The sequence below is a fragment of the Amycolatopsis orientalis DSM 43388 genome, from assembly GCF_000411975.1.
GTDB lineage: Bacteria > Actinomycetota > Actinomycetes > Mycobacteriales > Pseudonocardiaceae > Amycolatopsis > Amycolatopsis orientalis_D.
The window spans coordinates 30,434-55,494 of the sequence record NZ_ASXG01000156.1; the positions used below are offsets into that span (position 1 = coordinate 30,434).

15 protein-coding genes and 1 pseudogene are annotated in these 25,061 nt (G+C 71.7%); 2 read left to right on the forward strand and 14 right to left on the reverse strand.

The window, feature by feature from the left end; genetic code table 11:
* Nucleotides 1–14 precede the first annotated feature (14 nt).
* From L942_RS32100 to L942_RS32155, 13 genes and pseudogenes are all read right to left on the reverse strand, one after another.
* Nucleotides 15–9,848, reverse strand: coding sequence for a non-ribosomal peptide synthetase (locus L942_RS32100; RefSeq protein WP_037367568.1), 9,834 nt, complete (start codon nucleotides 9,846–9,848; stop codon nucleotides 15–17).
* A 16-nt stretch (nucleotides 9,849–9,864) separates the two neighbouring features.
* Complete coding sequence (locus L942_RS32105; protein WP_037367569.1) at nucleotides 9,865–10,641, reverse strand: ABC transporter ATP-binding protein; 777 nt, start codon at nucleotides 10,639–10,641, stop codon at nucleotides 9,865–9,867.
* Complete coding sequence (locus L942_RS32110; protein ID WP_051166396.1) at nucleotides 10,638–11,660, reverse strand: FecCD family ABC transporter permease; 1,023 nt, start codon at nucleotides 11,658–11,660, stop codon at nucleotides 10,638–10,640. Before L942_RS32110 ends, L942_RS32105 begins: the two co-directional genes overlap by 4 nt.
* Nucleotides 11,657–12,640: a FecCD family ABC transporter permease gene (locus L942_RS32115; RefSeq protein WP_037367570.1), complete on the reverse strand. Its 984-nt coding sequence runs from the start codon at nucleotides 12,638–12,640 to the stop codon at nucleotides 11,657–11,659. The genes L942_RS32110 and L942_RS32115 overlap by 4 nt, the downstream gene beginning before the upstream one ends.
* Nucleotides 12,637–13,635: an ABC transporter substrate-binding protein gene (locus L942_RS32120; protein ID WP_037367571.1), complete on the reverse strand. Its 999-nt coding sequence runs from the start codon at nucleotides 13,633–13,635 to the stop codon at nucleotides 12,637–12,639. The genes L942_RS32115 and L942_RS32120 overlap by 4 nt, the downstream gene beginning before the upstream one ends.
* A gap of 28 nt (nucleotides 13,636–13,663) precedes the next feature.
* A complete protein-coding gene (locus L942_RS32125) occupies nucleotides 13,664–14,518 on the reverse strand; it encodes a siderophore-interacting protein (protein ID WP_037367572.1) in 855 nt (284 codons plus the stop codon).
* Nucleotides 14,515–14,757: a phosphopantetheine-binding protein gene (locus L942_RS32130; RefSeq protein ID WP_037367573.1), complete on the reverse strand. Its 243-nt coding sequence runs from the start codon at nucleotides 14,755–14,757 to the stop codon at nucleotides 14,515–14,517. Before L942_RS32130 ends, L942_RS32125 begins: the two co-directional genes overlap by 4 nt.
* Nucleotides 14,754–15,416 (reverse strand): isochorismatase family protein, encoded by a 663-nt coding sequence (locus L942_RS32135; RefSeq protein WP_037367574.1) that lies wholly within the window; start codon nucleotides 15,414–15,416, stop codon nucleotides 14,754–14,756. Before L942_RS32135 ends, L942_RS32130 begins: the two co-directional genes overlap by 4 nt.
* A gap of 3 nt (nucleotides 15,417–15,419) precedes the next feature.
* The gene (locus tag L942_RS32140) at nucleotides 15,420–17,021 is read right to left on the reverse strand and encodes a (2,3-dihydroxybenzoyl)adenylate synthase (RefSeq protein WP_037367575.1); all 1,602 of its coding nucleotides are present in this window, start codon (nucleotides 17,019–17,021) and stop codon (nucleotides 15,420–15,422) included.
* Nucleotides 17,018–18,490 (reverse strand): isochorismate synthase, encoded by a 1,473-nt coding sequence (locus L942_RS32145; RefSeq protein ID WP_037367576.1) that lies wholly within the window; start codon nucleotides 18,488–18,490, stop codon nucleotides 17,018–17,020. The genes L942_RS32140 and L942_RS32145 overlap by 4 nt, the downstream gene beginning before the upstream one ends.
* Before the next feature lie 153 nt (nucleotides 18,491–18,643).
* The gene (locus L942_RS44590) at nucleotides 18,644–19,429 is read right to left on the reverse strand and encodes a 2,3-dihydro-2,3-dihydroxybenzoate dehydrogenase (protein ID WP_200862997.1); all 786 of its coding nucleotides are present in this window, start codon (nucleotides 19,427–19,429) and stop codon (nucleotides 18,644–18,646) included.
* A gap of 489 nt (nucleotides 19,430–19,918) precedes the next feature.
* Nucleotides 19,919–20,077 (reverse strand): annotated as a pseudogene (locus L942_RS46045) (SDR family NAD(P)-dependent oxidoreductase); the annotation flags it as partial.
* A gap of 78 nt (nucleotides 20,078–20,155) precedes the next feature.
* Nucleotides 20,156–22,390, reverse strand: coding sequence for a heavy metal translocating P-type ATPase (locus L942_RS32155; RefSeq protein ID WP_037367578.1), 2,235 nt, complete (start codon nucleotides 22,388–22,390; stop codon nucleotides 20,156–20,158).
* Between the two features lie 188 nt (nucleotides 22,391–22,578).
* Between L942_RS32155 and L942_RS32160 the strand changes: the two genes are divergently transcribed.
* On the forward strand, nucleotides 22,579–22,812 hold the full coding sequence (locus L942_RS32160) for a hypothetical protein (protein ID WP_200862995.1): 234 nt from the start codon (nucleotides 22,579–22,581) through the stop codon (nucleotides 22,810–22,812).
* A 168-nt stretch (nucleotides 22,813–22,980) separates the two neighbouring features.
* Here the strand turns inward: L942_RS32160 and L942_RS45635 are convergent, their stop codons facing one another.
* On the reverse strand, nucleotides 22,981–23,544 hold the full coding sequence (locus tag L942_RS45635) for a cytochrome c oxidase assembly protein (RefSeq protein WP_051166397.1): 564 nt from the start codon (nucleotides 23,542–23,544) through the stop codon (nucleotides 22,981–22,983).
* 599 nt (nucleotides 23,545–24,143) lie between these two features.
* Here L942_RS45635 and L942_RS45640 point away from each other — a divergent pair.
* Nucleotides 24,144–24,446, forward strand: a complete 303-nt coding sequence (locus L942_RS45640; RefSeq protein WP_051166398.1) for a hypothetical protein — start codon at nucleotides 24,144–24,146, stop codon at nucleotides 24,444–24,446.
* Nucleotides 24,447–25,061 lie beyond the last annotated feature (615 nt).

Here is a 25,061-nt window from a genome sequence, read left to right on the forward strand (position 1 = left end):
GGTCCGCCACAGCTTCACCGCGGCCTCGCGAACTCGCCCGCGTCGTCGTCCAGCCGCGCCGGAAGCTCGCCGAGAAACCGCAGCAGGTCCGCGACCAGGGACCGGGCGTCCGCCGCCGGCAGGATCCCGGCCTGGTAACCGAATACCCCGGACCAGCCGCCGCCGAGTTCGGGGACCACCGTCACCGTCATCGGGTAGTGCGTGCGTTCCCGGAACCGGGTCCCGGTGATCGCCAGCCCCGGGGCCGGTTCCCGCATCTTCGCCGGGTCCACCGGATAGTTCTCGAACACGACGAGACTGTCGAACAACCGGTCCTGGCCGGTCAGCGCAGCCAGTTCGGCGAGACCGACGTGCTGGTGCGCGAGCAATTCCTGGTGCCTGGCTTGGGTTCGGGCCAGGGTCTCCCCCACCGTCCCGGCGAACCGCACCCGCACCGGAACCGGGTTGGCGAGCAGCCCGAGGATCTCCTCGACACCGTCCACTTCGGACGTCCGGCCGGAAACCATCGCGCCGAACGCGACATCGGCGACCCCGGACCGAGCCGCGAGCACCGCCGCCCACGCGCCCTGCAGCAACGTGCCCGCCGTGATCCCGTGCCGGGCGCCGGCCCGGGTCAGCGAAGCGACCAGCGAAGCGTCCACCGCGAACAGTTCCGGCTCGGCCGCCGCGGGCGGCCCGGCCAGGAGTTTCCGCGCCGGCAGGCCGGCCAGTTCCGTCCGCCACGCGTGCCCGCTGACCGCGTGGTCCCGCGCCGCGAGCCACCGCGTGTACCGCGAAACCGGCACCGGTTCCGGCAGCGGCTCGCCGGAGTACCCGGCGAACAACTCCGCCAGGATCCGGGGAGCCGACCAGCCGTCGGACAGCAGGTGGTGGCTGGTGAGCACCAGTTCGTGCCGATCCACCGCGCGCCGGAGCACCGTGATCCGGAGCAACGGCCCCTCGGCGAGGTCGAACGGCTCGGCGAGGTCTTCGGCGAGCAACCGCTCGGCGTCCCCGGACCGCACCCGGAACCCGATCCGCGGCTCCTCCGGCAGCACCTGCACCTCGTGCCCGGCCGGGAAAACCGCGCCCAGGTTCGGATGCCGTCGCACCAGCGCGTTCGCCGCGGCCTCCAACGCGGCCAGATCCAGCTCGCCGGCCAGCGAGAACGCCGCCTGCACCGGGTACGGGTCCTCCTCCTCCGCCGCCCGCGATTCGCGCAGGATCAGCTCCTGCAGCGGGGTCAACGGCAGCAGTTCCCCCGCCGGTACCGAAGCCGCCAGCGCGGCGAGTTCCTCCTGGAACGCCGCTCCCAGCGCCGCGATGTCGTCCGCGCTGAACTCCGAGGACGGCCAGGTGAACCGGGCCGCGAGCCGGTCGTCGCGGACCATGGCGTTCACCATCAGCGGATGCGCGAGCGGTCCGCCGGCGGAGCCGAGCGGATCGGCGTCCGGCGGCCGCTGCCACGGCGTCTCCGCCGCCGGCGCCGCCTCGAAGCGGCCGAGGTAGTTCCAGCTGACATCAGCTCCGGTCGACGTCCCGCCGAGGATGCCGAACCCGAGCCCGTCGCCGGCGGCGCGGAGCTGATCGCGGACCGCGGCAATGGCTGTCTCGTCGGAAGGCGGGGCGATCCGGGCCGGGTACATCGCGGTGAACCAGCCGACCGTCCGCGACAGATCGACGGTTCCGGCGAAGTCCGGCGTGTGGTCCGGACGGCCGTGGCTCTCCAGCGCGACCAGCAGCTCTGCGCCACGCCAGTTGCGGTATGCCCGCGCGAACGCGGTGAGCAGCACGGCGTCCGGGCCGGTCCGGTACGCGCCCGGCAAAGTTGTCAACACGGCCTGCGTGATCTCCTCCGACACCTCGATCTCGTGGTGCCGCGCACTCCCGCGCACCCGCCGTGCTGGCGTCGAAAGCCGTTGCCAGTGCTCGCTTTCCACTTCCCGGGCAGGTTTGGCCGCGACCAGCGCGCGTGCCCAGCCGAGGAACGACGGCCCCCGTTCCGGCAGCTCGCGGCCGAGACAGGCCTGCTCCAGGTCGTCGAGGAGGATCCGCCACGACACCGCGTCCACCACGAGGTGGTGCGCGACCAGCGCGAGCCGCCCCGGACGCGCGGGCCCGGCGTCTACCCACACCGCACGCAGCATCGGCCCCGTCCGCGGGTCCATGGCGGACCGGACCGCGCCGATCCGGTCGTCCAGCAGCGCCCGCAGATCCGCGTCCTCGCCCGCCGGGACGACGGTCAGCACGTCCGCGCCGGTCACCGCGCCCGGCTCCGGGATGCGCAGCACGTCGCCAGCCAGGTGCGACCGCAGCACGTCGTGCCGTTCGAGGACTGCGTCGAGCGCCGCCCGCCATTGCGGCACGGCACCGCCGGACGGCACGCACACCTCGACCCACTGGCAGAACCCGTCCGCTGCCGAGCCGCCGCGTTCCAGCAGCTCCCGCATGACCGGCGTCAGCGGCGCGTCGCCGACGGCCGGAGTGAGATCCGGCGACCCGGCGCCAGTCCGCGCACCGCAGCGGGCCGCGATCCCGGCGATCGTGCCGCCCTCGAAAACGTCCCGCGCGGTCAGGTGCAGCCCCTCCCGCCGAGCGCGAGCGACCAGCCGGAGCGACGCGATGCTGTCGCCGCCCGCGTCGAGGAATCCGTCGTCGATCGTGACGTCCGGACCGAGCAGCTCTCGAACCACTTTCAGCAGAAGGGTTTCCGCCTCGGTCGCCGGTTGCCGGGCGGCAGCGACGTTGCGCGGGCCAGGCGCGGGCAACGCGGCCCGGTCGAGCTTCCCGCTGGGGCCGAGCGGCAGCCGTTCCAGCGAGAGCACCGCCGACGGCACCAGGTGCGCGGGCAGTTCCGCGGCCAGATACTCGCGCAGCGCGGCGGGATCCGGGTCCGCGCCGTCGGCCGGCACGACGTAGCCGACGAGCCGCCGGTCCCCCGGCCGGTCCTCGCGCACCAGCACGACCGCGGCCCGCACGTCCGGATGCCGCGCCAGGGCGGACTCGATCTCGCCCGGCTCGATCCGGAACCCGCGCAGCTTGACCTGGTGGTCGGCGCGGCCCAGGAACACCAGCTGCCCGTCCGGCCGCCAGCGCACCAGGTCGCCGGTGCGGTACATCCGCTCGCCGGGCGCGCCGAACGGGTCGGCCACGAACCGCTCCGCGGTCTGCCCCGGCCGGTTCACGTACCCGCGCGCGAGCTTCGGCCCGGCGAGGTACAGCTCGCCGGCGACCCCGGTCCCGACCGGCCGCAGCCCCGCGTCCAGCACGTACGCCCGCACCTGCGGGTCCGGCCGGCCGATCGGCAGCGGACCGGGGTCGTCGGCGGAGTAGACCCAGGTCACCGAGTTGATCGTGACCTCGGTCGGGCCGTAGGCGTTGAACAGCGCCCGCCGGCCGCCCCAGCGGCGCGCCAGTTCCGGGTCGAGCCGCTCGGCGCCGACCACGAAGAACACGTCCGGGTCCACCGTCGCGTCGTCGGGCATCGCGGACAGGAACGACGGCAGCAGGTTGAGCCCGGTGACCCGGTGTTCGGCGGCGTAGGCGAGCAGGTCGTCGCCGGACCCGCGGACCTCCTCCGGAGCGATCACCGAGGTGCCGCCGGACAGCAGCGGCAGGAAGAACTGCCAGTACGACACGTCGAAACTCGTGGACGCGAAGTGCAGGTACCGCTCGCCGTGCCGGATGCCGACGACGTCCTCCTGCAGCGCGACCAGGCTCGGAATGCCGCGATGGGTAATCGCGACCCCCTTCGGCGTTCCGGTGGTGCCGGACGTGTAGATCACGTACGCCAGCGAGTCCGGCGACGGGACCACGTCGTCCCACGTGGACGGTCCATTCAGGACTCGCGGGTCGAGCACCGGAATGCCGAACCCGGGGTCCGAAGTGGACACCACAGCCGCGGGCGCGCAGTCTTTCCCCAGATGCGCCAGGCGTTCCGCCGGATAGGCCGGGTCCATCGGCACGTGCACCGCCCCGGCCTTGAGCACACCGAAGAGCGCGACGACCAACTCGATGTCACGCTCCAGCAGCACCGCGACCGGGTCCTGTTCCCGCACCCCGGCCGCGCGCAGCGCATGCGCGAGCTGGTTCGCCCTCCGGTCCAGCTCCGCGTAGGTCAGCCGGCGCTCCCGGCACACGACGGCTTCGGCCTCCGGAGTTTCGCGCACCCAGCGGGCGAATTCCTCCAGGCAGCTACCGGCTTCCCGCCGCGGAGCAGGTCCGACGCCTTGTTCCAGAAGCGCGTTTTCCTCTTCCGCGCCGAGAGAGCGCAGCCGCGCGACCGGCTGCTGCGGATCGGCCACGATCTCGTGCAGCAGCGTCGTCAGCCAGCGGCCGTATGCCCGCACGGTCGGCTCGTCGAAAGCCTGTGGCTGGTAACCGAGTCCGATCGAGATCTCGTCGCCGGGCAGCACGATCACGGTCAGCGGATAGTGCGTCGCGTCGGTGATGTCGACGCCGGCCAGGTCGAGCCCGGGCGCGAGCGGCTCGCGTTCCCGGCTGGAGAGCGGGAAGTTCTCCATCACCAGCATCGTGTCGAACAGGTCGCCGACGCCCGCCGCGCGCTGGATGTCCGGCAGGCCGAGGTGATGGTGCTCGGTGAGCCGGGCGTTCTCCTCCTGCACGCGCGCCAGCACCGACGCCGCCGGGTCGGACGGGGCGAACGAAACCCGCACCGGGATGGTCGTGCCGAGCTGGCCGATCATCGCTTCCACGCCCGGCACGTCGGACGGACGGCCGGACACCGGACAGCCGAACACCACGTCCTGGCGTCCGGTGAGCCGCGCCAGCAGAACGCCCCACGCGGTCTGGAAAACCGCCGTCGCTGTCACGCCTTGTGCCCGCGCGAAGGCGCGCAGCCGTTCGCTGAACTCCGCGCCGAGTCCTACCCAGATCCGCTGTGGACGGTCCGAAGCGGACTCCGCGGTCGTCGGGGCGAGCCGGGTTCCCTCTTCCAGCCCAGCCAATGCGGTCTGCCAGGCCTCGACCGCCGCGTCGTGATCGCGGGCGGCCAGCACCCGGTGGTACTCGGCGAGAGCGGGCGCCACCGGAGCGGCCGGTCCGCCGTCCAATTCGGCGTACGTGGCCAGCAGGGCGCGGCCGACGAGCGGCATCGACCAGCCGTCGAGCAGCGCGTGATGGATCGTCAGCACCAGCCGGTGTTCGGCCGGGCCGAGGGTGAGCAGCAGGAACCGGATCAGCGGCGGCGCCGCCGGATCGAACGGGCGGGCCAGCTCGGCGGCGCATTCTTCGTCCGCGTTCTCGGGGTGCTCGACGTGCCGCCAATCCAGGTGCACGTCGGCGGGCACGACCTGGACGACTTCGCCCGCCGCTGTCGTGAGCAGGTGGACGCGGAGCGCCGGGTGCCGGCGCAGCAGTTCCTCGGCGGCGGCGCGCATCCGGTCCGGGTCGAGCCGCCCTTCGAGCCGGGTGACCGCTTGCACGGTGTAGACGTCCGGGCCGCCGCTGGTCAGCGTGTGGAACGACAGCCCGGCCTGCAGCGGCGTCGCGGGCAGGACGTCGGCGACCGGCCCCTGCTGTTCGAGGCCGTCGATGTCGTCCTGGGTGAGAGTGACCAGCGGAAGGTCCGACGGGGTGAGCCCGCCGGTGGCCTCCCGTGCGTGCTTGGCGAGCGCGGCCAGCGCCGCTGCCCACGCTTCCTGGAGCCGTTCGACCTCGCTGGGGGGCAGAACGCGGCTGGCTGCCGTCCATTCGACGGCGAGCCGCGGCACGCCTTCCTCGCGGACGAAGCAGTTCAGCGCCAGAACCTGCTCCAGCGCCTTCGCGGGCGGCTCGAGCACGGCGAACGGGTCCTCGTCCGGCAGCTGCCAGCCGCCGGAGAGCGGAGCGAACCGGCCGAGGTAGTTCAGCAGGACGTCCGGCATTTCCGGCGCGAACCCGGCACCCGGGTCCAGGTAGCGCAGGACGCCGAAGCCGACCCCGCCGTCCGGCACCGCGCGCCGGGCTTCCTTCGCCGCCCGCAGCAATCGGTCGAGAGTGTCCACCCCGGACAGTTCAATGTGGACTGGGTACTCGGCGGTGAACCAGCCGACCGTGCGGGCGAGGTCCAGGCCTTCGCGGCCGTGGCCCTCCATCGTGACCGTGATCGAGTCTTCTTCCCTGCGCAGCGTGAGGACGAGCGCGGCGAGCAGCACCTCGTCGACCCCCGCGCGATACGCGGCGGGCAACGTCGCGAGGATAGCGGTGCTCTCGTCTTCGGTGGCGACGGTGACCGAACGATGCGCGGTGGCAACGGTGTCGCGCGCCGGATCGAGCTTGCTCTTCCCGGCCGAACGCCAGTAGCTGAGTTCTCCACGTCGAGCACCGCTCGACCCCTGTTCGGCAAGCGCCAAGGCATGCCGTCGCCACGAAGTGCGCACGGGTTCGAGCACCCCGCCCTCGCACGCCGTCTGCAGATCAGGCAGCAGAATCCGCCAGGAAACCCCGTCGATCGCCAGGTGGTGCACGACGATCACCAACTGGTCCCCGACTTGCGCGACCCGCAGCATCGCCCCGGCGCGCGGGTCCAATTCGGACGCCAGCCGCTCCGCCACCTCGGCCGGATCGCCGGTCGCCTCGACGACCGACGCTTCGACGGCTCCCCGCGGCCGGATCACCAGCGTGCCGTCGGGTTCGACGCGAAGCCGCAATACGTCGTGGTGGTCGAGAATCTTCTGGACCCCGGCGAGAAGCCCCGGCACCGGACCGCCCATCCGGAGCACTGTCCACTGTGCATAGCCGACGATCGCGTCCAGGTCGGGATTCAGGTCGAACAACGTCCGCACGATCGGCGGCGCCGGCACCTCGCCGATCGGCTCGTCCGGTTCGCTGTCCGGTTCGGCCAGTGCCCGGCCGGCCGCCGCCAGCGCGGCGAAACTGCGCCGCGCCAGCAGATCTCGCGGCCGCAGGTCCAGCCCGTGCGCCCGCAACCGGCTGCTCACGCCGATCGCGGTGATGCTGTCGCCGCCGAGAGCGAAGAAATCGTCGTCGGCCGCGACCCGGTCCACGCCGAGCACCTCGGCGATCGCGGCGCACAGCACCCGTTCCCGTTCGGTCCGCGGTTCCCGTCCGCCCTCCGCCGCCGCGGGTGCGGGCAGCGCGGCCCGGTCGAGTTTTCCGTTGCTGGTCACCGGAAGTTCGTCCAGCACCACGACCGCCGCCGGGACCATCACCTCCGGCAACCGCCGCGCGAGCGTCGCCCGAACCTCCTCCGCCACCAGTCCGGCGCCGACGACATACCCGATCAACCTCGGCCCGCGCACCGCCGCCGCAGCGGCCCGCACGCCAGGCACCGCGCCGAGCGCGCCCTCCACCTCGCCCAGTTCCACGCGGTGGCCGCGAATCTTGACCTGCCCGTCGCGTCGTCCCAGATACTCCAGTCCGCGCCCGGGCAGCCAGCGCACGACGTCGCCGGTGCGGTACATCCGCTCCCCCGGCGGCCCGAACGGATCGGCGACGAACCGCTCCGCCGTCGCGCCCGGACGCCCGAGGTAACCACGCGCCAAATGCGGCCCGGCGAGGTACAGCTCTCCCCTGCTGCCCGGCAACACCGGCCGCAGCGCGGCGTCGAGCACGTACGCTCGCGTCCCCGGCACGGCGAACCCGATCACCGGCTCGTCTCCGGTGATCGGGGCACTGGCACCGTCCACAGTGGTCTCAGTCGGGCCGTAGATGTTGCGTGCCCGAATGCCGGACGACGCGACCCGTCGCCACAGTGCGGGCGACGTCGCCTCGCCGCCGAGCACCAGCAGCGCTGGGTCGAGCGATCCCGCGTCCAGCAACGGAGCCGCCATCGACGGCGTCGTGTCGATCACGTCGATTCGGTCGCGCACGAAAGCGGCGTGCAGCGCGTCGACGTCGCGCGCGGTTTCCGTGTCGTAGAGGTGCAATTCGTGCCCGCACAGCATCCACAGCAGCTGCTCGATCGCCGAGTCGAAGGCGAACGAATAGGTGTGCGCCACGCGGAGCCGCCGTCCCTGCGCGGTCTCGGCGACGGTGGTCGCGCGGTGGTTCCGCAGCAACGTCTCGAGCCCGCCGGACCGGACCAGCACTCCCTTGGGCCGGCCGGTCGACCCCGAGGTGAAGATGACGTACGCGAGGTGTTCCGGATGACGGTCCACCTCGGACAGTTCTGCCGTCGAATGCCCGGCGATTTCGTCCCGCACCGCCGGATCGTCCAACCGAAGCCCCGGCAACACCTCCGAGTCCGTCACGACGAGCTTCGGCGACACCTCGGCGACCAGCGAGCGCAACCGTTCCGCCGGATGCGCCAGGTCCAACGGCAGGAACGCCGCCCCGGCGTCGAGCACCGCCAGCAGCGCCACCACCAGTTCGACCGATCGCGGCAACGCCAGCGCCACCACGTCGTCCGCGCCGACGCCGCGCGCCCGCAACGCCCGCGCCAGCCGGTGCACCCGCTCCCGCAGCTCGTCGCCGGACAGCCGCTCGTCACCGCACACCAGCGCGGTCTGCTCGCCGAGCCCGTCCAGAAGCCCTGCTTCCGGCGAGACGACCGCGGGAGTCGCCCACTCGGCGAGCAAGGCGTCGACATCCGGTACCAGGTCCACCCCGCCGACCGCCGGCGGGTCGGCCCGGGTGAACGCGGACAGCAGCGCCTTCAACGCCGCGAGCTGCGCGTCGACGCCAGCCTGGTCCTGTGACCGGGCATCGACCTCGAACCCGAGCAACAGCCCGCCGCCGGCCGTCGGCAGCACGCTGAGCCCCATGTCCTCCGGCGGCCCGCCCGCGACGTTCCGCATCGTCCCGCGCGACTCGCCGAACGCCAGCTCCAGATCGAACGCCTTGAGGTTGATGCCGCGTCCGTGCAGCAGCGCGCCCGCGCCGGGCACCGCCAAATCCTGCGGCAGGTTCTCCCCTCGATACCGCTGATGCGCACGCATTTCCCGCAGCGCCTGCGCGACCCGCGCGGTCAGCTCCTCCGGCCGATCGCCCGGCTCCACGCGAACCCGCAACGGCAGCACGTTGACCGCCATCGCCGGAGTCCGCAACGCCGCGCCCGCCCGGCACATCAACGGCACCGCGAACACGACATCCGTCGTCCCCAGCACCCGGTGCAGGAACGCCGCGTAACCCGCGATCAGAGCGTCGCCCCAGGTCGTTCCGGCGCGCTTCCCCAGTTCGCTCAGCGCGGCCACCTCGGCCGCGGTGAGTTCGGCCCGCGCGGTGAACGTCGTTTCCGGCAACCCGGCCGCGCTCGCGTCCTCAGCCAGCTCCGGCATCGGGGTGAACCGATCGCACCAGTACGCGCGGTCCTGCGCGAACCGTTCGCTCATCCGGTAGTCACGGTCGGCTTCGACGAGATCTGCGAACCGGCCGAACGTCGACGGCGGTGCTTCTTCGCCGCGCACCGCCGCGGTGTATCGGGCAGCGGTGCGGCGGGCGAGCATCGCCGCGGTGTACCCGTCGAACACCAGGTGGTGCCCGAGCTGGGTGAACCACACTTCGGTGTCGGAAAGCCGGAGGATCAGGTGCGAGAACAACGCCCGGTCCAGCATCCCCCGGCACGCCGCGGCCGCTCGCCGCCGCTCCGCCGCGACGCGGGCGTGCGCGGCCGCGGCCGGATCCGGTTCCCCTCGCAGGTCAACGACTTCCGGCAACGGCACCGGATCGGCGGACACGACCTGCCGCGGCCCGTCCGGCGTGTCGAACACCCGCAGCCGCAGGCTTTCGGCCTCCTCGGCGGTCGCCCGGATCGCCTCGGCCAGCGCCGTGAGGTCGACCGGCACGCCGCCGGAAATCTCAACCACATCGCCGACCAGGTAGTACGGCGAATCCGGTTCCAGCCGCTGTGCGTTCCAGATGCCCAGCTGGGCGCTGGTCAGCTCGAGGGCGGCGAGTGCGGTGCTCAACTGGTGACTCCCGGGGTCAGAGCGACGGCACGACCATCGGCGTCCCGGTGACCGGATCGGGCACCACGACGCTCGGCAGGTCGAAGACTTCCTTGATCAGGTCGGCGTCCACGACGTCGGCGGGCGCGCCTTCGGCGACGACCCGGCCGTCGCGCATCGCGACCACGTGGTCGGCGTAGCGGCAGGCCTGGTTGATGTCGTGCAGCACCGCGATCACCGTGCGGCCCTCGTCACGCAGCCGTTTCAGCAGCTCCAGTACCTGGTACTGGTGCGCGATGTCGAGGAACGACGTCGGTTCGTCAAGCAGCAGGTACGGCGTGCGCTGCGCGAGCACGACCGCGATCCACACGCGCTGCCGCTGCCCGCCGGACAGTTCCTGCACCGGACGGTCGGCCAGACCGGCGACCCCGGCGGCGGTCATCGCGCCGGCCACCGCGGTCTCGTCCTCTTCCGACCACGACGACAGCAGCGACTGGTGCGGGAACCGGCCGCGCGCGACCAGCTGCCGGACGCGTACGTCTTCCGGCGCGGACGGATCCTGCGGCAGGAAGCCGAGTTCCCGCGCCAGCGCCTTCGCCGGGTACGTCCCGACTTCGCGGCCGTCGAAGGTCACGCCGCCCTCGGTCGGCCGCAGCAGCCGGACGAACGCGCGCAGCAATGTCGATTTGCCGCACGCGTTCGGGCCGACCACCGCGGTGAACGCGCGATCGGGCACGTCGAGCCGCAGCTCTGCGGACACGACGCGGTCGCCGTAGCGCAGGGTGAGGTCCCGCGCGGTCAAGCGGGCGGTCACTTCCGCCGCACCTCCTTGGTGAGCAACCAGATCAGGTAGCAGCCGCCGATCGCCGTGCTGACCACGCCGACCGGCAGCGACACCGGGGCGAGCAGCATCTGCGCGACGAGGTCGGCGCCGGCCAGCAGCAGCGCGCCCACCAGCGCGGCGGGCAGCAGCGGAATGCCCGGCGCGCGGGCGAGCCGTCGGCCGATCTGCGGCGCGGCGAGCGCGACGAACGCGATCGGCCCGGCCACCGCGGTGACCGTCGCCGTGCAGCCGACGCCGAGCACGACCAGCTGCAGCCGCAGCGATTCGTGCCGGACCCCGGTCGTCACCGCGAGTTCCGTGCCGAGCGCCGACTGGTGCAGCGCGGGCGCCCGAGTCGCCAGCACCGCGAACAGCACGGCCAGCACCCCGAACGGCACCGCCACGTCGTTCCAGCCGATGCCGTTGAGCGAACCGGCGCTCCAGCCGACCGCGGCGATCGCCACCTCCAGGTCGGCGCGCAGCACGATCCACGAGTTCAGTGCGGTCAGCATCGCGTTGATCGCGATCCCGATGACGATCAGCCGCAAGCCGGACCGGCTGCCGCCCATCGAAAGCAGGTAGACCGCGGCCGCGGTGACGAGGCCGCCGAGCACCGACGCGAACGTCAGCTGCGCGGGCGACCCGGACAGCACCGTCATCGCGACCAGCGCGCCGGTGTAGGCCCCGGAATCGAGACCGATCACGTCCGGGCTGCCGAGCGGATTCCGGGTGACATTCTGGAAAATCGCCCCGGCGAGCCCGAGCGCGGCGCCGAACACGAGCCCGGCGGCCACCCGCGGCAGCCGCCATTCGCGGATCACCACGCCCGGTCCGCCACCCGACCCGCCGAGCGCGGCGAACACCCGCGCCGGACTCGCCCAAGCCGCGCCGTAGCACAGCCCCAGCAACGCCAGGCCAGCGAGAATGACGACGAGCACGGCGACGAGGACGACAGTCCGGCGCTCGACCTTGACCGAAAACCGCCCGCGGCGGAGCACGAACGCGGTCACAGCGCGGCCGTCCCGTACTTGCGGACCGCCCAGATCAGCACCGGGCCGCCGACGAACGCCGTCACGATCGCGACCGGCACCTCGCCGGTCGGCAGCAGCACGCGCGAGCCGATGTCCGACACCAGCAGCAGAATCGGGCCGAGCACCACCGCGAACGCGGTCAGCCACGGCACCGATGCGCCCGCCGCGCGCCGCGCGAGATGCGGCACGATCAAGCCGACGAACAGAATCGGCCCGGCCACCGCGGTCGCGGCTCCCGCCAGCAAGGTGATCAGCACCAAGGTCACCGCCCGGATCCGGGCCACGCGCGCGCCGAGAGTGTGCGCGACGGTGTCACCCAGTGCGAGTGCGTTCAGCTGACGGCTCAACAGAAACGCGGCGACCACGCTCACCGCGATCACGATCAGCGGAACCGCCAGCGGAGCCTGTTCCCGGCCGGCCAGCGAGCCGACCGCCCAGAACCGGTACCGGTCGAAGGTGTCCGGCAGCAACAGCCGAAGCCCGAGCGAAACGCCGCTGAGCACGAACGTCAGCGCGGTCCCGGTCAGCACCATCCGCAACGGCGACCGCCGGCCCACCGCGTACACCAGCAGCGTCGCCAGCACCGCGCCGAGCACCGCGAACAGCAGCTCCCCCGACGCGGAAACCGCGATGCCGAGCGCGGAACCGACCGTGATGGCGAACCCGGCCCCGGCGGTCACGCCGAGCACGCCGGGTTCGGCCAGCGGGTTGCGCGACAGCACCTGGACGAGCACCCCGGCCACGGCCAGCGCCGCGCCGACGCCGACCGCGAGCAGCGCCCGCGGCGCCCGGACGTCGCGCACCACCGCCTGATCGGCCGGATCGCCGTGCCCGAAAATCGCCCGGAGCACCTCGGCCGGCGCGATGCCATGCGCGCCGATGCCCACGCTGACCATGGCCACCGCCGCCAAGAGGACGACAGCGACGGCCAGCAGCGCGGTCCGGCTGCGCGCGGTCACTTCTTCAGCAGCGGCGCGAACGCCTGGTCCACCGCGTCCAGCGTCTTCATCGCCGCCCGGTAAGTGGCCGCTTCGGTGTAGCGGAAGGCGAACGTCTTGCCCGCCTTCACCGCCGGAAGTTCCTTCCACAGCGGCGAATCGAGCACGTATTTCACCGCGGGCGGCACCGAGCCGTCCGGCTTGACCGAGTAGGTGATCGCGTCCGCCTGCGCGAACGCGGTCGGCAGCTCCTCGATCGACGGGTACTCGCTGACGTCCTTCGAGCCGCCGCCCTTGACCTTCACCTGGCCGAAGTAGTTCGCGCCGATGTCCTGCGCGACGTTGGTGCCCCAGGAATCGTTGAACTCGCGCTGGAAGTTGCCCTTCGCGACCTCGCCGTACGCGCCGACGTGGCCCAGTTTCAGCTGCGGCAGCACGGCTTGGTACTTCTCCTTGAGCTGCTTCGCCTTCGCCTCGTACTCCTGGCGCGCGGCGTCGAACCCGGCCAGCGCGCCCGCCGCGTCGGACTGCTTGCGCGAAAGCTCCCGCCACGCCGACGGCACCGACGGACCGATCGCCACGACCGGTGCGATCTCCTGCAGCCGCTTCACGTCGATGTCCGCGAGCACCGGCTTCGGCACGCCGATCACGATCAGATCCGGATCGGCCTGCGCGATCGCCTCGTAGTTCGTCTCGGCGGCCTGCTCGCCGGCGACCTTCGGCAGCTCGTCGTACTTCTTCCGATCCTCGGCCGTCATCATCGGCAGGCCGCGCTTCCACGTCGAAATCCCGACGAGCGGAGCCTTCGCCTCGAGCAGCGCCGGAACGGCGTACCCGGTCGCGATCACGCGCTTGGGCTTCACCGGGATCTTGACCTCGCCGTTGTCGGCGGCGAACACGCGGGTCGGGCCGTCGCTGCCGCCGCTTTGCGCGTCGCCGGAACCGCAGCCGGCGAGGAGGGTGAGGGCGACCGCGAGGGCAGCGGCGGCGAGACGGGTGGTTCTGGTGACGGTCATGCGAGAAGTCCTTGCTGTTGCTGATGGATCAGTGGTCGTGCTCGTCGTCGAAGTCCGCGACGCCGCGTTTCCAGTAGCCGGTGACGTCGTAGTCCTCGCGGGCGAGCCCGAGGTCGTCGCGCAGCCAGCGGCGCAGCGGCTTGATCGCGCCCGCTTCCCCGGCGATCCACGCGTAAAGCCGTTCGCCCTCGGGCACTTTGACTTCCCGCACGGCGTCGGCGAGCAGCTCGACGCTGCCCGGTGCGGCCGCTCCACGGTGCAGCCACCGGACTTCGACGCCGTCCGGCGCGTCGAGGTCGATCTCCTCGCTCGCGTCGGCGACCTCGGCGAACGCCCAGCCCACGGCGGTCCGCGGAAGCTCCTCCAGCCAGCGCGCGAGGGCCGGCAGCGCCGTGATGTCGCCGGCGAGCAGGTAGCGGTCGTAGGTGTGCGGCACGATCAGCCCACCCGGCGGACCGGCGACGTGCACGGCCTCGCCCGGCCGTACCGTGCGCGCCCAGTCCGAGCCGAGGCCGCCGTCGTGCAAGGCGACGTCGAGGTCCAGCTCGCCGGACTTCGGGTCGTAGCGGCGGACGGTGTACTCGCGCGAAATCGGCGCTGGCTTCGGCCAGCGGAGGAGGTCCCCGTTCGGTTCGGGCGGCCGCACCTGTCCGTCGGCGTCCGGGAAGAGGATCTTCACGTGCTCGTCCGGCGAATGCGCCTCGAACCCGGCCGTGCCCGGCCCGCCGAGCGTGACGCGCAGCAGACCGGCGCCGACCGCGCTGGTCCGCACGACCTCCGCGCGCCGGATCCGGATCGGGTACGGCACTTTTTCGGCCTGGCGGCCCGCGCGGACCTCGGCGATCCGGGCGGTGTGGCGGTGCCGGTGCGCGTCCCGGCTCACTGCGCGCCGCCGGCGAGGAGCTTCGTCCAGTGCCCGAGCCGCGGATCCTCGGCGAGGTCGGCGAACTCCAGCTGGGGCGCGCCCGCGGCGCGCCACTTCTCGACCAGGCTCATGATCCGCATCGAATCGAGGCCGAGGTCGGCGAGATCGGTGTCCGGGGTCAGCTCGTCGAGACCGCAGCCCAGCAGGTCGGCGACGTCGGCGTTGACCTGCTCGGCAGTCAGACCGGGGGTGCTCATCGAGGTGCTCCTGCGGGAATCGGCGCCGACAGCGCGGCGAGCGCGTCGGCGGTGGTGGTGACGACGCCGCAGCGTTGCGCGACGTACTCGCACGCCTGGTCGTGCCGCGAGCGGTCGAAGTCCGCGACCGCGTCGCTGATCAGGAACGGCCGGACGTCGCGCATGAACGCCTCGACCGCCGTGGTCTGGCAGCCGATGTGCGCGTACACGCCAGTGATCAGCAGCTGGTCGCGGTCGCCGAGCTGCTCGCGGAAAGTGCTGCGCTGGAAGGCGCTGTAGCGCCACTTGTCCAGCACGATGTCGCCCGGCCGCGGGGCCAGCTCGTCGACGATGTCCGCCGCGCGCGGGTCGTCGTCGATCACCGCGCCGATGCCGTCGCCCCAGAATTCGGTGAGCAGCCCGCGATCGGCGGCGGGCTGCTTGCCCGGCTGCGCGGTGTAGAACACCGGCATGCCGTAGCTGCGCGCCTTCTCGGCGAGTTCCGCGATGTTCGCGATCATCTCGGGGATCGGCGAACCCTCGTACGGGGCGAGGAAATACCGCTGGACGTCGTGCACGAGCAGAGCCGCCCGCGCCGGGTCGGGCCGCCACCGCACCCGTCCCGCGGGCAGGTCCGCCGCCGTCGGCAGCGGGTACGCCCGGATCTTCGGCAGGGACACGCTTCACCTCTCCTTCGCCAGGGCGGCCAGCGCCGCCCGCAGTTCGCGTTTGCTCGTCTTGCCCACCCCGGTGACCGGGAACTCCCCGACCACCTCCACCAGGTCCGGCACCTTGAACGCGGCCACCCCGCGCCCGCGCACGAACCGGCGCAGTTCCGCCGCGCTCGGCTGGTTTCCGTCCACCGGAACGACATACGCGCAGGTCCGCTCGCCGAGGTACTCGTCGGGCACCGCGACGACGGCCGCGTCGAGCACGCCCGGATGCGCCATCAGGTGGTTCTCGACCTCTTCCGCCGCGACCTTCTCTCCGCCGCGGTTGATCTGCTCCTTCGCCCGCCCGACGACTTCGAGGTGCCCGGATTCCCGTTGCCGCACCAAATCGCCGGTGCGGTAGAAGCCGTCCTCGGTGAACGCGGTCTTGTTGTGCTCGGCCGCGTTGTAGTACCCGCGGATGGTGTACGGCCCGCGGGTGAGCAGCGCGCCGATCTCGCCCGGCTCGACGAGGTCGTCCGGCGTCGCCAGCGGATCGTCCGGATTCACCACGCGCACCTCGTCGTCCGGCGAGATCGGCCGCCCCTGCGTGCTCAGGACGAGGTCCTCCGGATCGTCCAGCCGGGTGTAGCAGACGAGCCCCTCGGCCATGCCGAACACCTGCTGCAGCCGGCACCCCAGCGCCGGGCCGATGCGTTCCGCGAGTTCCCGCCCGCATTTCGCGCCGCCGACGAGCAGCACGTCCAAAGAGGACAGATCCCGTCCGGTCCGCGCCGCCGCCTGCACCCAGGCCGCCGCCAACGGCGGGACCACCCCGCTGATCGTGACGCCTTCGGCCTCGATCAGCCGGAACGCGGTGTCGGCGTCCGGCCGCGGCGCCAGCACGGTCGCCGCGCCCGCGTGCAACGCGCCGAGCAGCCCCGGCGAGCTGAGCGGAAAGTTGTGCGCGACCGGCAACGCCGCGAGGTACACGCTTTCTTTCCGGAGCCCGCAGATCCGCGCGCTCTCCCGGACGCTGTACAGGTAATCGTCGTGCGTGCGCGGAATCAGCTTCGGCAGCCCGGTGCTGCCGCCGGAAAGCTGAAGAAACGCCATGCTCTCCGGGTCCGGCTCCGGCAACTCCCGTTTCGGAGTCGCCGCCAGCTCCGCGAACTCCGGTTCCCCGACGACGAAGACTTTCCGTTGCTGCTGCGCGACTTCACGCGCCATCCTCGCGTGATCATGCCCAGCGTGCTCCCCGACGGTGAGGATCGCTTTCGCGTCGCTCTGTTCCACGAAATGCCGCAACTCGCTGCCGCGATGCGCGGGCAACGCGAACACCGGCACCGCCCCGGCCCGCCACAGCCCGAAGACGACCGACCCGAACTCCGGAATGTTCGGCACCTGCACGACCACCCGGTCGCCCGGCCCGATCCCGTTCGCGACGAACCCCGCCGCCAGCCGATGCGCCCGCTCGTCCAGCTCGGCGAACGTCCAGCGCTGCTCCTCGCCGACGACCGCCGTCCGGTCCGCGTATGCCTCCTTGAGCGACGTCAGCAGCGCGCCGAAGGTCTGCCCCCGCCAATACCCGCTGGCCCGATACCTCGCCGCGGTCTCTTCCGGCCACCGGCTCACGCGACCTCCTCCGCGCCCAGCGCACGCAGCAGCGTCCCGAATTTCGCGCTGGTCTCCGCCAATTCCGCGGCCGGGTCGGACCCGGCGACGACGCCCGCCCCCGCGAACAGCCGCGCGGTCTTGTCCGACACCTCGGCACACCGGATCGTGACCACCCATTCGCCGTCCCCCGCGAGATCGGTCCAGCCGACCAGCCCCGCGTAGTACCCGCGATCCACCGGCTCGAGCCGCGCGATCGTGTCGCGCGCCAGCTCGACCGGCACCCCGCACACCGCGGGCGTCGGATGCAACGCCTCGGCCAGCTCCAGCGACGACGGCCCGCCCGGCCCGACCCGCCCGGTGATCCGGGTCGAAAGGTGCCACATCGTCGGCGTGCCCATCACGTCCGGCCCTTCCGGGACTTCCAGCTCGGTGCAGTACCGCCCCAGCACCTCCGCGACCTGGGCGGCGACCAGAGCGTGTTCGCCGAGGTCCTTTTCGGACACTCGCAGCTCGGCGATCGCCCGCGCGTCCCGTTCCGGGTCCCCGGTCCGCCGCCGCGACCCGGCGAGCGGATTCGCGGTCACGACGTTTCCCTTGCGAGACACCAGCAACTCCGGACTGGCCCCGACGAGCGTCCGCGGCGCCGGATCCCCGGGCGCGCTGACGTCGACCGCGAAGGCATGCGCCGCCGGGTCCGCGACGACGAGGTTGCGAAGCAGCTTTCGCACGGAAACGCCGTGTTCGCCCACGAGATCCAGCGCCCGGGCGAGGACGACCTTGCGAAGTTCGCCGTCGCCGATGAGATCGACCGCCCGGCGGACACTCTCGGCGTACTCCTCGGCGGCTGGCCGGGGGACGACTGTCCAAGTGGTGCGGTTGTCTCGACGTGTCGCCGTGGCGTCCTCGGAACGGGCTGCGTGTTGGCTTCCGCCGGACGGCCCGCGAGCGCCTCCAACGGGATCCGGAAGCGCGCCAGCCTGCGCCCCGCGACTCCCGACACCGCCCTGCTCGCCCGCAACATCACCCTGATCCGTGCCCGAGGAACCGCCAGCCTGCGCCCCGAGACTCCCGACACCGCCCTGCTCGCCTGCGACATCACCCTGATCCGTGCCCGAAAAACCGCCAGCCCCCGCCAGATCGCCGCCAGTAATCCCGCCCGCCAGCCCCGCACGGCCGCCGTCGTCGCCATCCGGCACCCCGGCCCGGCGCACCACCGCGGGCACGATCAAGCTGCTCCCGGAGTCCGGCCGGAACCCGATCGCCCCCACCACGACCGGATTCGCGACCCCGGCCAGCACCGCGGCCTCCAACGCCTCGGCAGCCGCCGCGGCCCGGTTGCCCGGCGTGCCGCGGACGTGCGCGTGCACCCCGTCGGCGAGCAGCACCCCGCGGGCCGACGAGTAGTAGAACGACCCCGGCAGGTACGCGGCCAGGAGATCCGCCGCCCGGTGGACCGGCCGCGGACGGGCCGGAGCAGGTGAGGACACGAGGTGAATTCCCTTTCGCACACGCGCAGGCGGCCGAGCCGCCCGGTCTGCTCCTCTGGCGAGGTCCAGACCTTGACTGTTCGGTTAGCCTAACCTAATGGACACTAACGTACCCGGACGAAAAGGAAAAGCCGCCCGGCGGGTCGACCCGGGTCACGCGCGAAGCGTGGCACCGCCGTCGACGTAGAGGTTCTGCATGGTGATGTGCCGCGCCCGGTCGGACGCGAGGAACAGCACCGCGTCCGCGATGTCGGCCGGATCGGCGATCCGCCCGAGCGGAATCCCGACACGGAACTGCTCCAGATTTCCAGCGATCACCCGGTCTTCGCCGGAGCTGTCCGTCCACAGTAGACGTTGCATGTCGGTGTCGGTCGACCCCGGCGAGACGATGTTGCACCGGATCCCCGACCCGGCGAGCTCCAGCCCGAGACAGCGGGTGAGCATGGTCGCCGCCGCCTTCGAAGCCGCGTAAGCCGCCATCCCGGTCCGCGGGACACCAGCCGCGTTCGAGCCGACGGTGACCAGCACTCCGCTCCCTCGCGGCTGCATCCGCCGCGAGATCTCGCGCAGCACAGTGAAAACCCCGGTCGAGTTGACCGCGAAGGTCGCCGCCCAGTCCTCATCACTGGTCTCGCCAACCGTCCCGGGCCGCAACACCCCCGCGACCGACACCCCGATCCCGATCGGCCCCAGCTCCCGCTCGACGTCCGCCACGACCCGCGCGACCGCCTCCGGATCCCCGACATCCGCCACGAATGGCACCACTCGCCGCCACTCGCCGACCGGGAGCTGAGCGTCATCACGAGCCCGCGCCGCAGCAGCTCCGTCGGTCTCCTCGGCTGCACCCCCTTCTGGCGCCTTCACCGAACCTCGTGCGCCGTCACCACTCTCCGAGGCAGACCTCCCGGCAATATCACCGCCAGCGAAGGCCTCTGGCAATCGCTCGCCATGACATGTCCCAGTTGCCCTCGCCGAAGCAGATCCCAGCGCGGCACCGGGATCTCCCGCCACGGTCGGCTCCATCGCCGCCCCGTGCCTCCCCGCCACAGCCGACTCCAACGAGGCAACATGCTTCCCCGTCACAGCAAACTCCGACGAGGCCTCAGCCGTCCCGGCGGCGGACCCCAGTGAGCCACCGGGCACTTCCGCCCCGGCAGACCCCGGCAAGGCATCCGGGGCCCCCGCCCCAGCAGACCCCCACGAAGCATCATGCTTCCCCGCCACATCAAACTCCGACGCGGTCTCAGCCGTCCCCGCCGCAGCCGACTCCCACGAGCCTCGGGGCACTCCCGCCGCAGCAGACCCAGGCAAGGCGTCAGGCGTCCCCGCCGCGGCGCACCCCAGCGCGACGCCGGCCGCCGTTCCCCCATCCGGAGCATCCGCGACCGCCCTGGCCGGCCCCGCGCCGTAGTCCCGCGCGGCGACCTCCCGCAATCCCTCCTCGTCGATGTCCACCGCGGCCACCACGGCACCGGCCCGGGCGAGCGCCTCCACGACGGCCGCCCCGATTCCGCGCGCACCGCCGGTCACCAGCGCGATCCGCCCCTCGATCCCGGCTCCCGCGTCCCGCGTCACCGCGCACCTCACCCTTCGTCGCCGACTGATTAGGCAAACCTAACCTAATCGAGTGAGCGTCGGCCAGGGTGATCCCGCCCACCCCGGGGCTCAGCCGCCGGGCGCGAAGTTCCGCAACCGCAAGCTGTTGGCCACCACCAGCACCGACGACAACGACATCGCGGCCCCGGCGATCAGCGGGTTCAGCAGTCCGCACGCGGCGAGCGGCAGCGCGGCCACGTTGTACCCAAACGCCCAGACGAGATTCCCCCGAATGGTGCGCAAGGTCCGCTGCGCGAGACAGATCGCGTCCGGCAGCACCGACAGGTCGTCGCGGACCAGGATGATGTCGGCCGACCTCAGGGCGAGGTCCGTCCCCTCGGCAACGGCCAGCCCGAGGTCAGCGGTTGCCAGCGCCGGAGCGTCGTTCACTCCGTCGCCGACCATCGCCACCCGATGTCCCTTGCCCTGCAACGCGGACACGGCTGTCGCCTTCTCGCTCGGCAAAACCCCGGCGAGCACCTCGGGAATCTCGACCTCCGCGGCGACCGCCCGGGCAGTCGCCTCGTTGTCGCCGGTCAGCAGCACGGTTTTCAACCCCAGCCGATGCAACTGCTCGACCGCCGCGCGCGCCGAAGGCTTCACCTCGTCCCGCACCACGAGCAGGCCCGCGACCTCGCCAGCTGCCGACACGAGCACCACGGTCGCCCCGCCGGCTTCCGCCGACGCCACCGCGGCCTCGACCTCCGGACCGATCGAAATCCCTTCGTCGGCAAGCAACCTCGGCCGCCCGACCACCACAGTCGTTCCCTCGACCACGCCGCGCGCCCCCAGTCCGGGCAATGCCTCGAACTCAGCAGCTGGACCCGCCTCCGGCCCGCCAGCGACAATCGCTGCGGCAATCGGATGTTCCGAAGACGCTTCCACCGCGGCTGCGAGACGAAGCACTTCCGTCGGCGAGAACGACCCGAATGCCCGAGTCTCGGCGAGAGTCATCCTGCCTTGAGTCACCGTGCCGGTCTTGTCCAGCACGACGGTGTCGACTGTGCGACTCGCCTCGAGTGCGTCCGGTCCCTTCACGAGGATCCCGAGCTGCGCGCCCCGCCCGACGCCCACCATCAGCGCGGTCGGCGTCGCCAGCCCCAACGCGCACGGGCACGCGATGATCAGCACCGACACCGCCGCACCGAACGCGTCCCGAACCGGGCTTCCGGTCAGCAACCATCCCGCCAGAGTGAGCACCGCCAACACCGAAACCACCGGGACGAACACCGCGCATACCCGGTCGGCCAGCCGCTGCACCGCCGCCTTCCGCTCCTGCGCGCGCTCGGCCAGCGCGCTCATCTGCGCCAGCTGCGAACGCGCCCCGACGGCCTCCGCACGCACCACCAGCCGGCCGTTGAGGTTTATGCTCCCGCCGATCACCCGGTTTCCCGGCCCGATCTCCGCCGGAACGGGTTCTCCCGTGATAGCGCTGACATCCACTGTGGACAGACCGCTGTCGACAGTTCCGTCCGCGGCGATCTTCTCGCCCGGCCGCACCACGAACCGGTCGCCGACCGCCAGTTCGCCGATTCCGACCAGTGCTTCGCCGTCCGCGCGCAGAATCCGCACGTCCTTCGCCGCCAGCGCGTCCAGCGCGCCGAGCAGATCCGCCGCCCCTCGCCGCGACCGCGCCTCGAAGTACCGGCCGGCGAGCAGAAACGTGGTCACCCCAGCCGCGACGTCGAGGTACACCGAATCCGCGCCCGGCGCGGTCGCGCCGAACCCGATCCAGTACCCCGCCTCGCCGCCCGATCCGCTCAGCACCGAAGCCGCCGACCACAGGTAGGACGCCAGCACGCCCAAGGAAACGAGCGTGTCCATACTGGACGATCGGTGCCGCAGATTGCGCAGCGCGGCCCGATGGAACGGTGCCGCCGACCAGAACACGACCGGAGTCGCGAGCAGCAGGCACACCAGCTCCCACAACGGGAATCGCAGCGACGGCACCAGCGCGAGCGTGATCGACAGGTTGCCGAGCGGAACCGCCAGCACCGCGGCCACGAGCAACCGGCGGCGCAAATCACGCACCCGGGCATCGCGGTTCTCCGGGCTCGTTTCGCCGCGGACAGTCGCGGTGTACCCCGCGCGCTCGATCGTCGCGACGAGCGATGCGGGGTCAACGTCAGGTGAATAGTGGACAGTCGCGCGTTCGGTCGCGTAGTTCACCGTGGCGCGGACGCCGTCGAGCTTGCCAAGGGAACGCTCGACGCGCGCCGCACAAGCGGCACAAGTCATCCCGCCGACGGCGAGATCGAGTTGACGGGTCGGGGTCGCCGCGGGGGCGGCGGTCTGCGTGGACATGGTTCTCCGGTTTCCAGGACGGGCACGAAGTCGGTGGCAGTGCCGACGCCGGAAAGGCGGACCGATTTCCATCGTACGCCTGTTTTCCTCCGCCACTCCTTCGGGTGACTTGGGAACCTTTCGGCCTCCCCTGACGACTATCCGGATGGTGGCAGTGCCCGACCCGACCCGATCAGACAGGAGCGAAAATGACGGAAACCATTGGCGCAGCAGGAAACCTCCAGCACGTGACCACGTTCTGCGGCAATTGCGACTGCGGCTGCCCGGAGCTGTTCCTCGACGACGCCGCCCCGCCGGAGCGTCGCGTCGTGCTCACCGACGACTTCGGGCAGCGAGTGCAGATGAGCCTGGCACAGCTGAAAGTTATCGTCGACGACGTCAAGGGCGGAGCTTTGGACAAGGTGGTGGCTGCCGTGGTCTAGCGACGAAATCGGCTCGGCGTACCGAGATCGCCGTCGCGAGTGGCGCGCGGGCTCGCGATCTGCGGTGGCCCAAGGCAACGGCCGGTTGCGCCGACGCCGGTCGTGCGGAATGCGCGGTTGCCCGAACGCGATCCGCAATGGCAGGCAGACGGCAGATCGGGACCGCGGCTAGTGCCTTCTGGCCGCCAGGTTGGCGAGCATCGCGTTGTAGGCGGCGAAATCGTCGTCCTCGCCTCGGTCGAAGCGGCGGTCCAGCCGGGCGGCTTCGAGGTCGTCGTGGCGGCCCCACTGCACGAGCAGCGCCACGACGACCACGATCATCGGGATTTCCCCGGTAGCCCAGGCGATGCCGCCGCCGAGGCGTTGATCGGAAAGGAGATCGGACATCCACGGCAGGGAGAGGTAGCGGTAGAACGTCTCGGCGAGCACCGTCTGCTTGTTCATCAGGATCACGCCGAAGAACGCGTGGAACGGCATCACCGCGAACATCATGCCGAGCCGCGCGAGATGCGGCAGTGAACGCGGCGGGCGGTCGACGCCGATCACCAGCCAGAAGAAAACGTAGCCGGACACCAGGAAATGGAGGTTCATCAGCTGGTGCGCCCAGTGGTAGCGCATCGCCTCGCCGAACAGGCCCGAGAAGTAGAGCGCGTAGTAGGAGCCGACGAACACCACCGACGCCGGCAGCGGGTGCGCGACCAGGCGCGTGAACCGCGAGTGCAGCAGCGCCACCAGCCACTCGCGCGGACCGTCGGGTCCCTTGCCCCCGGAGGCGCCGTGCCCCGACCGCGTAGGCCACGACGGCGAGCACCGCGACGACACCGAGGAGGAGATCCGGCCGCCAGTCGAGGAACAGGCGAGCGAACGTCGGAGGATCCGGCAGGTCGTAGCCGAGCACGGTCTCGCCGGCAGTCGCCGGATCGTCCACGAACGCCGGCGGCACCAGATGCGCGAGCCCTGCCGAGGCTCCCATTGCCGCTGCCAGCACCACGACCTCGGTCACGTGAGCCGCTGCGCCGCTGCCGCAACGACGGCGTGCGACGGTGATCAGCACCGCCAACACGACCGTGATCCCGACCTTCACCCAGAGGAGAAAGCCATAGCCAGTAAACAATCCAGCCGGACGGGCCAGCGCGAGACCATCGACCATCCCGGACGCGGCGAGCACGACGAGACAGCACGTCGCCAACCGTCGGTACCGGCGGAGCGTGACCTTTCGGGCTGCGTCTGAACCGCGATGGACCAGCAGCGCAACCAGCGCGCCGGTCCACAACGCCGCCGCGATCACGTGCCAGACCAAGGCATTCGTGGCCAGGTCATGCCATGCGCCGATGGAAACGTGCCCTGCGATCGCCCTCGGCAGCAAGCCGACGAGGGCGAGGACGAGCCACAGCACCGTGGTGCGCCAGGTCAACGTGCGCCACACGCCGATCGCCACCACGGCGGCCACGGTCAGGACGCAGAGCCACGCCTTGGGTTCCTCCATGGCGTCGACGAGGACGGCGAGCTTCGCCAGATGCATCGCCTCGGAGACCGGCCGCCCGGACGCATCAGCGGCGTCGAACGGCACCAGCACCGCAGCCGCGAGCGCCCAGACGACCGCGGCCCCCGCCGCGGTGCGGGTCGCCGCGTAGCCGTCCGGGGAAAGCCGCCCCGCTTCGCCCGGCGGACTCAGGAACGCCGCGAACGCCAACCCGCCGACGCACACCACCCCGGCCGCGTCGGCGACCATCCGGAGCAAGGAGGTGCCCAAGGACGTCAACAGACCTGGAGCAGGGTTGCCGAGCGCCGCATAAACATCACCCGCCGCGGCGACCACCGCCACGACGACCGCCGCGGCAACACCAGCCGCGGCAAGCAAACCCCGTCGGTTCGGAGCGGGAATTGTGCGCACACAAGAGTGGTCGGACGGAGACGGCGGCGAGTTCCCGCGACGAGAGCACGATTCCGCTCCAGCGTTCGGCATCAACAGCCTGCGACCCGAGACCAGCTCGGCTGAACTTGGCTCGGCCCAGCTGCGCACGACTCGGCTCGATTCGAGCGAGCCCGGATCGGCCGAACCCAGCTCGGCGCGGCCCGGCCCGGCTAAGCACAGCCCGGCCCGGCTCAGCTCGGCTAAGCACAGCGCAGCTCGGCTCGGCTGAACTCCGCCGAACTCGGTTGGCTTTGGCTTTGGCTTTGGCTTTGGCTTCGGCTTCGGCTTCGGCTTCGGCTTCGGCTTCGGCTTCGGCTTCGGCTTCGGCTTCGGC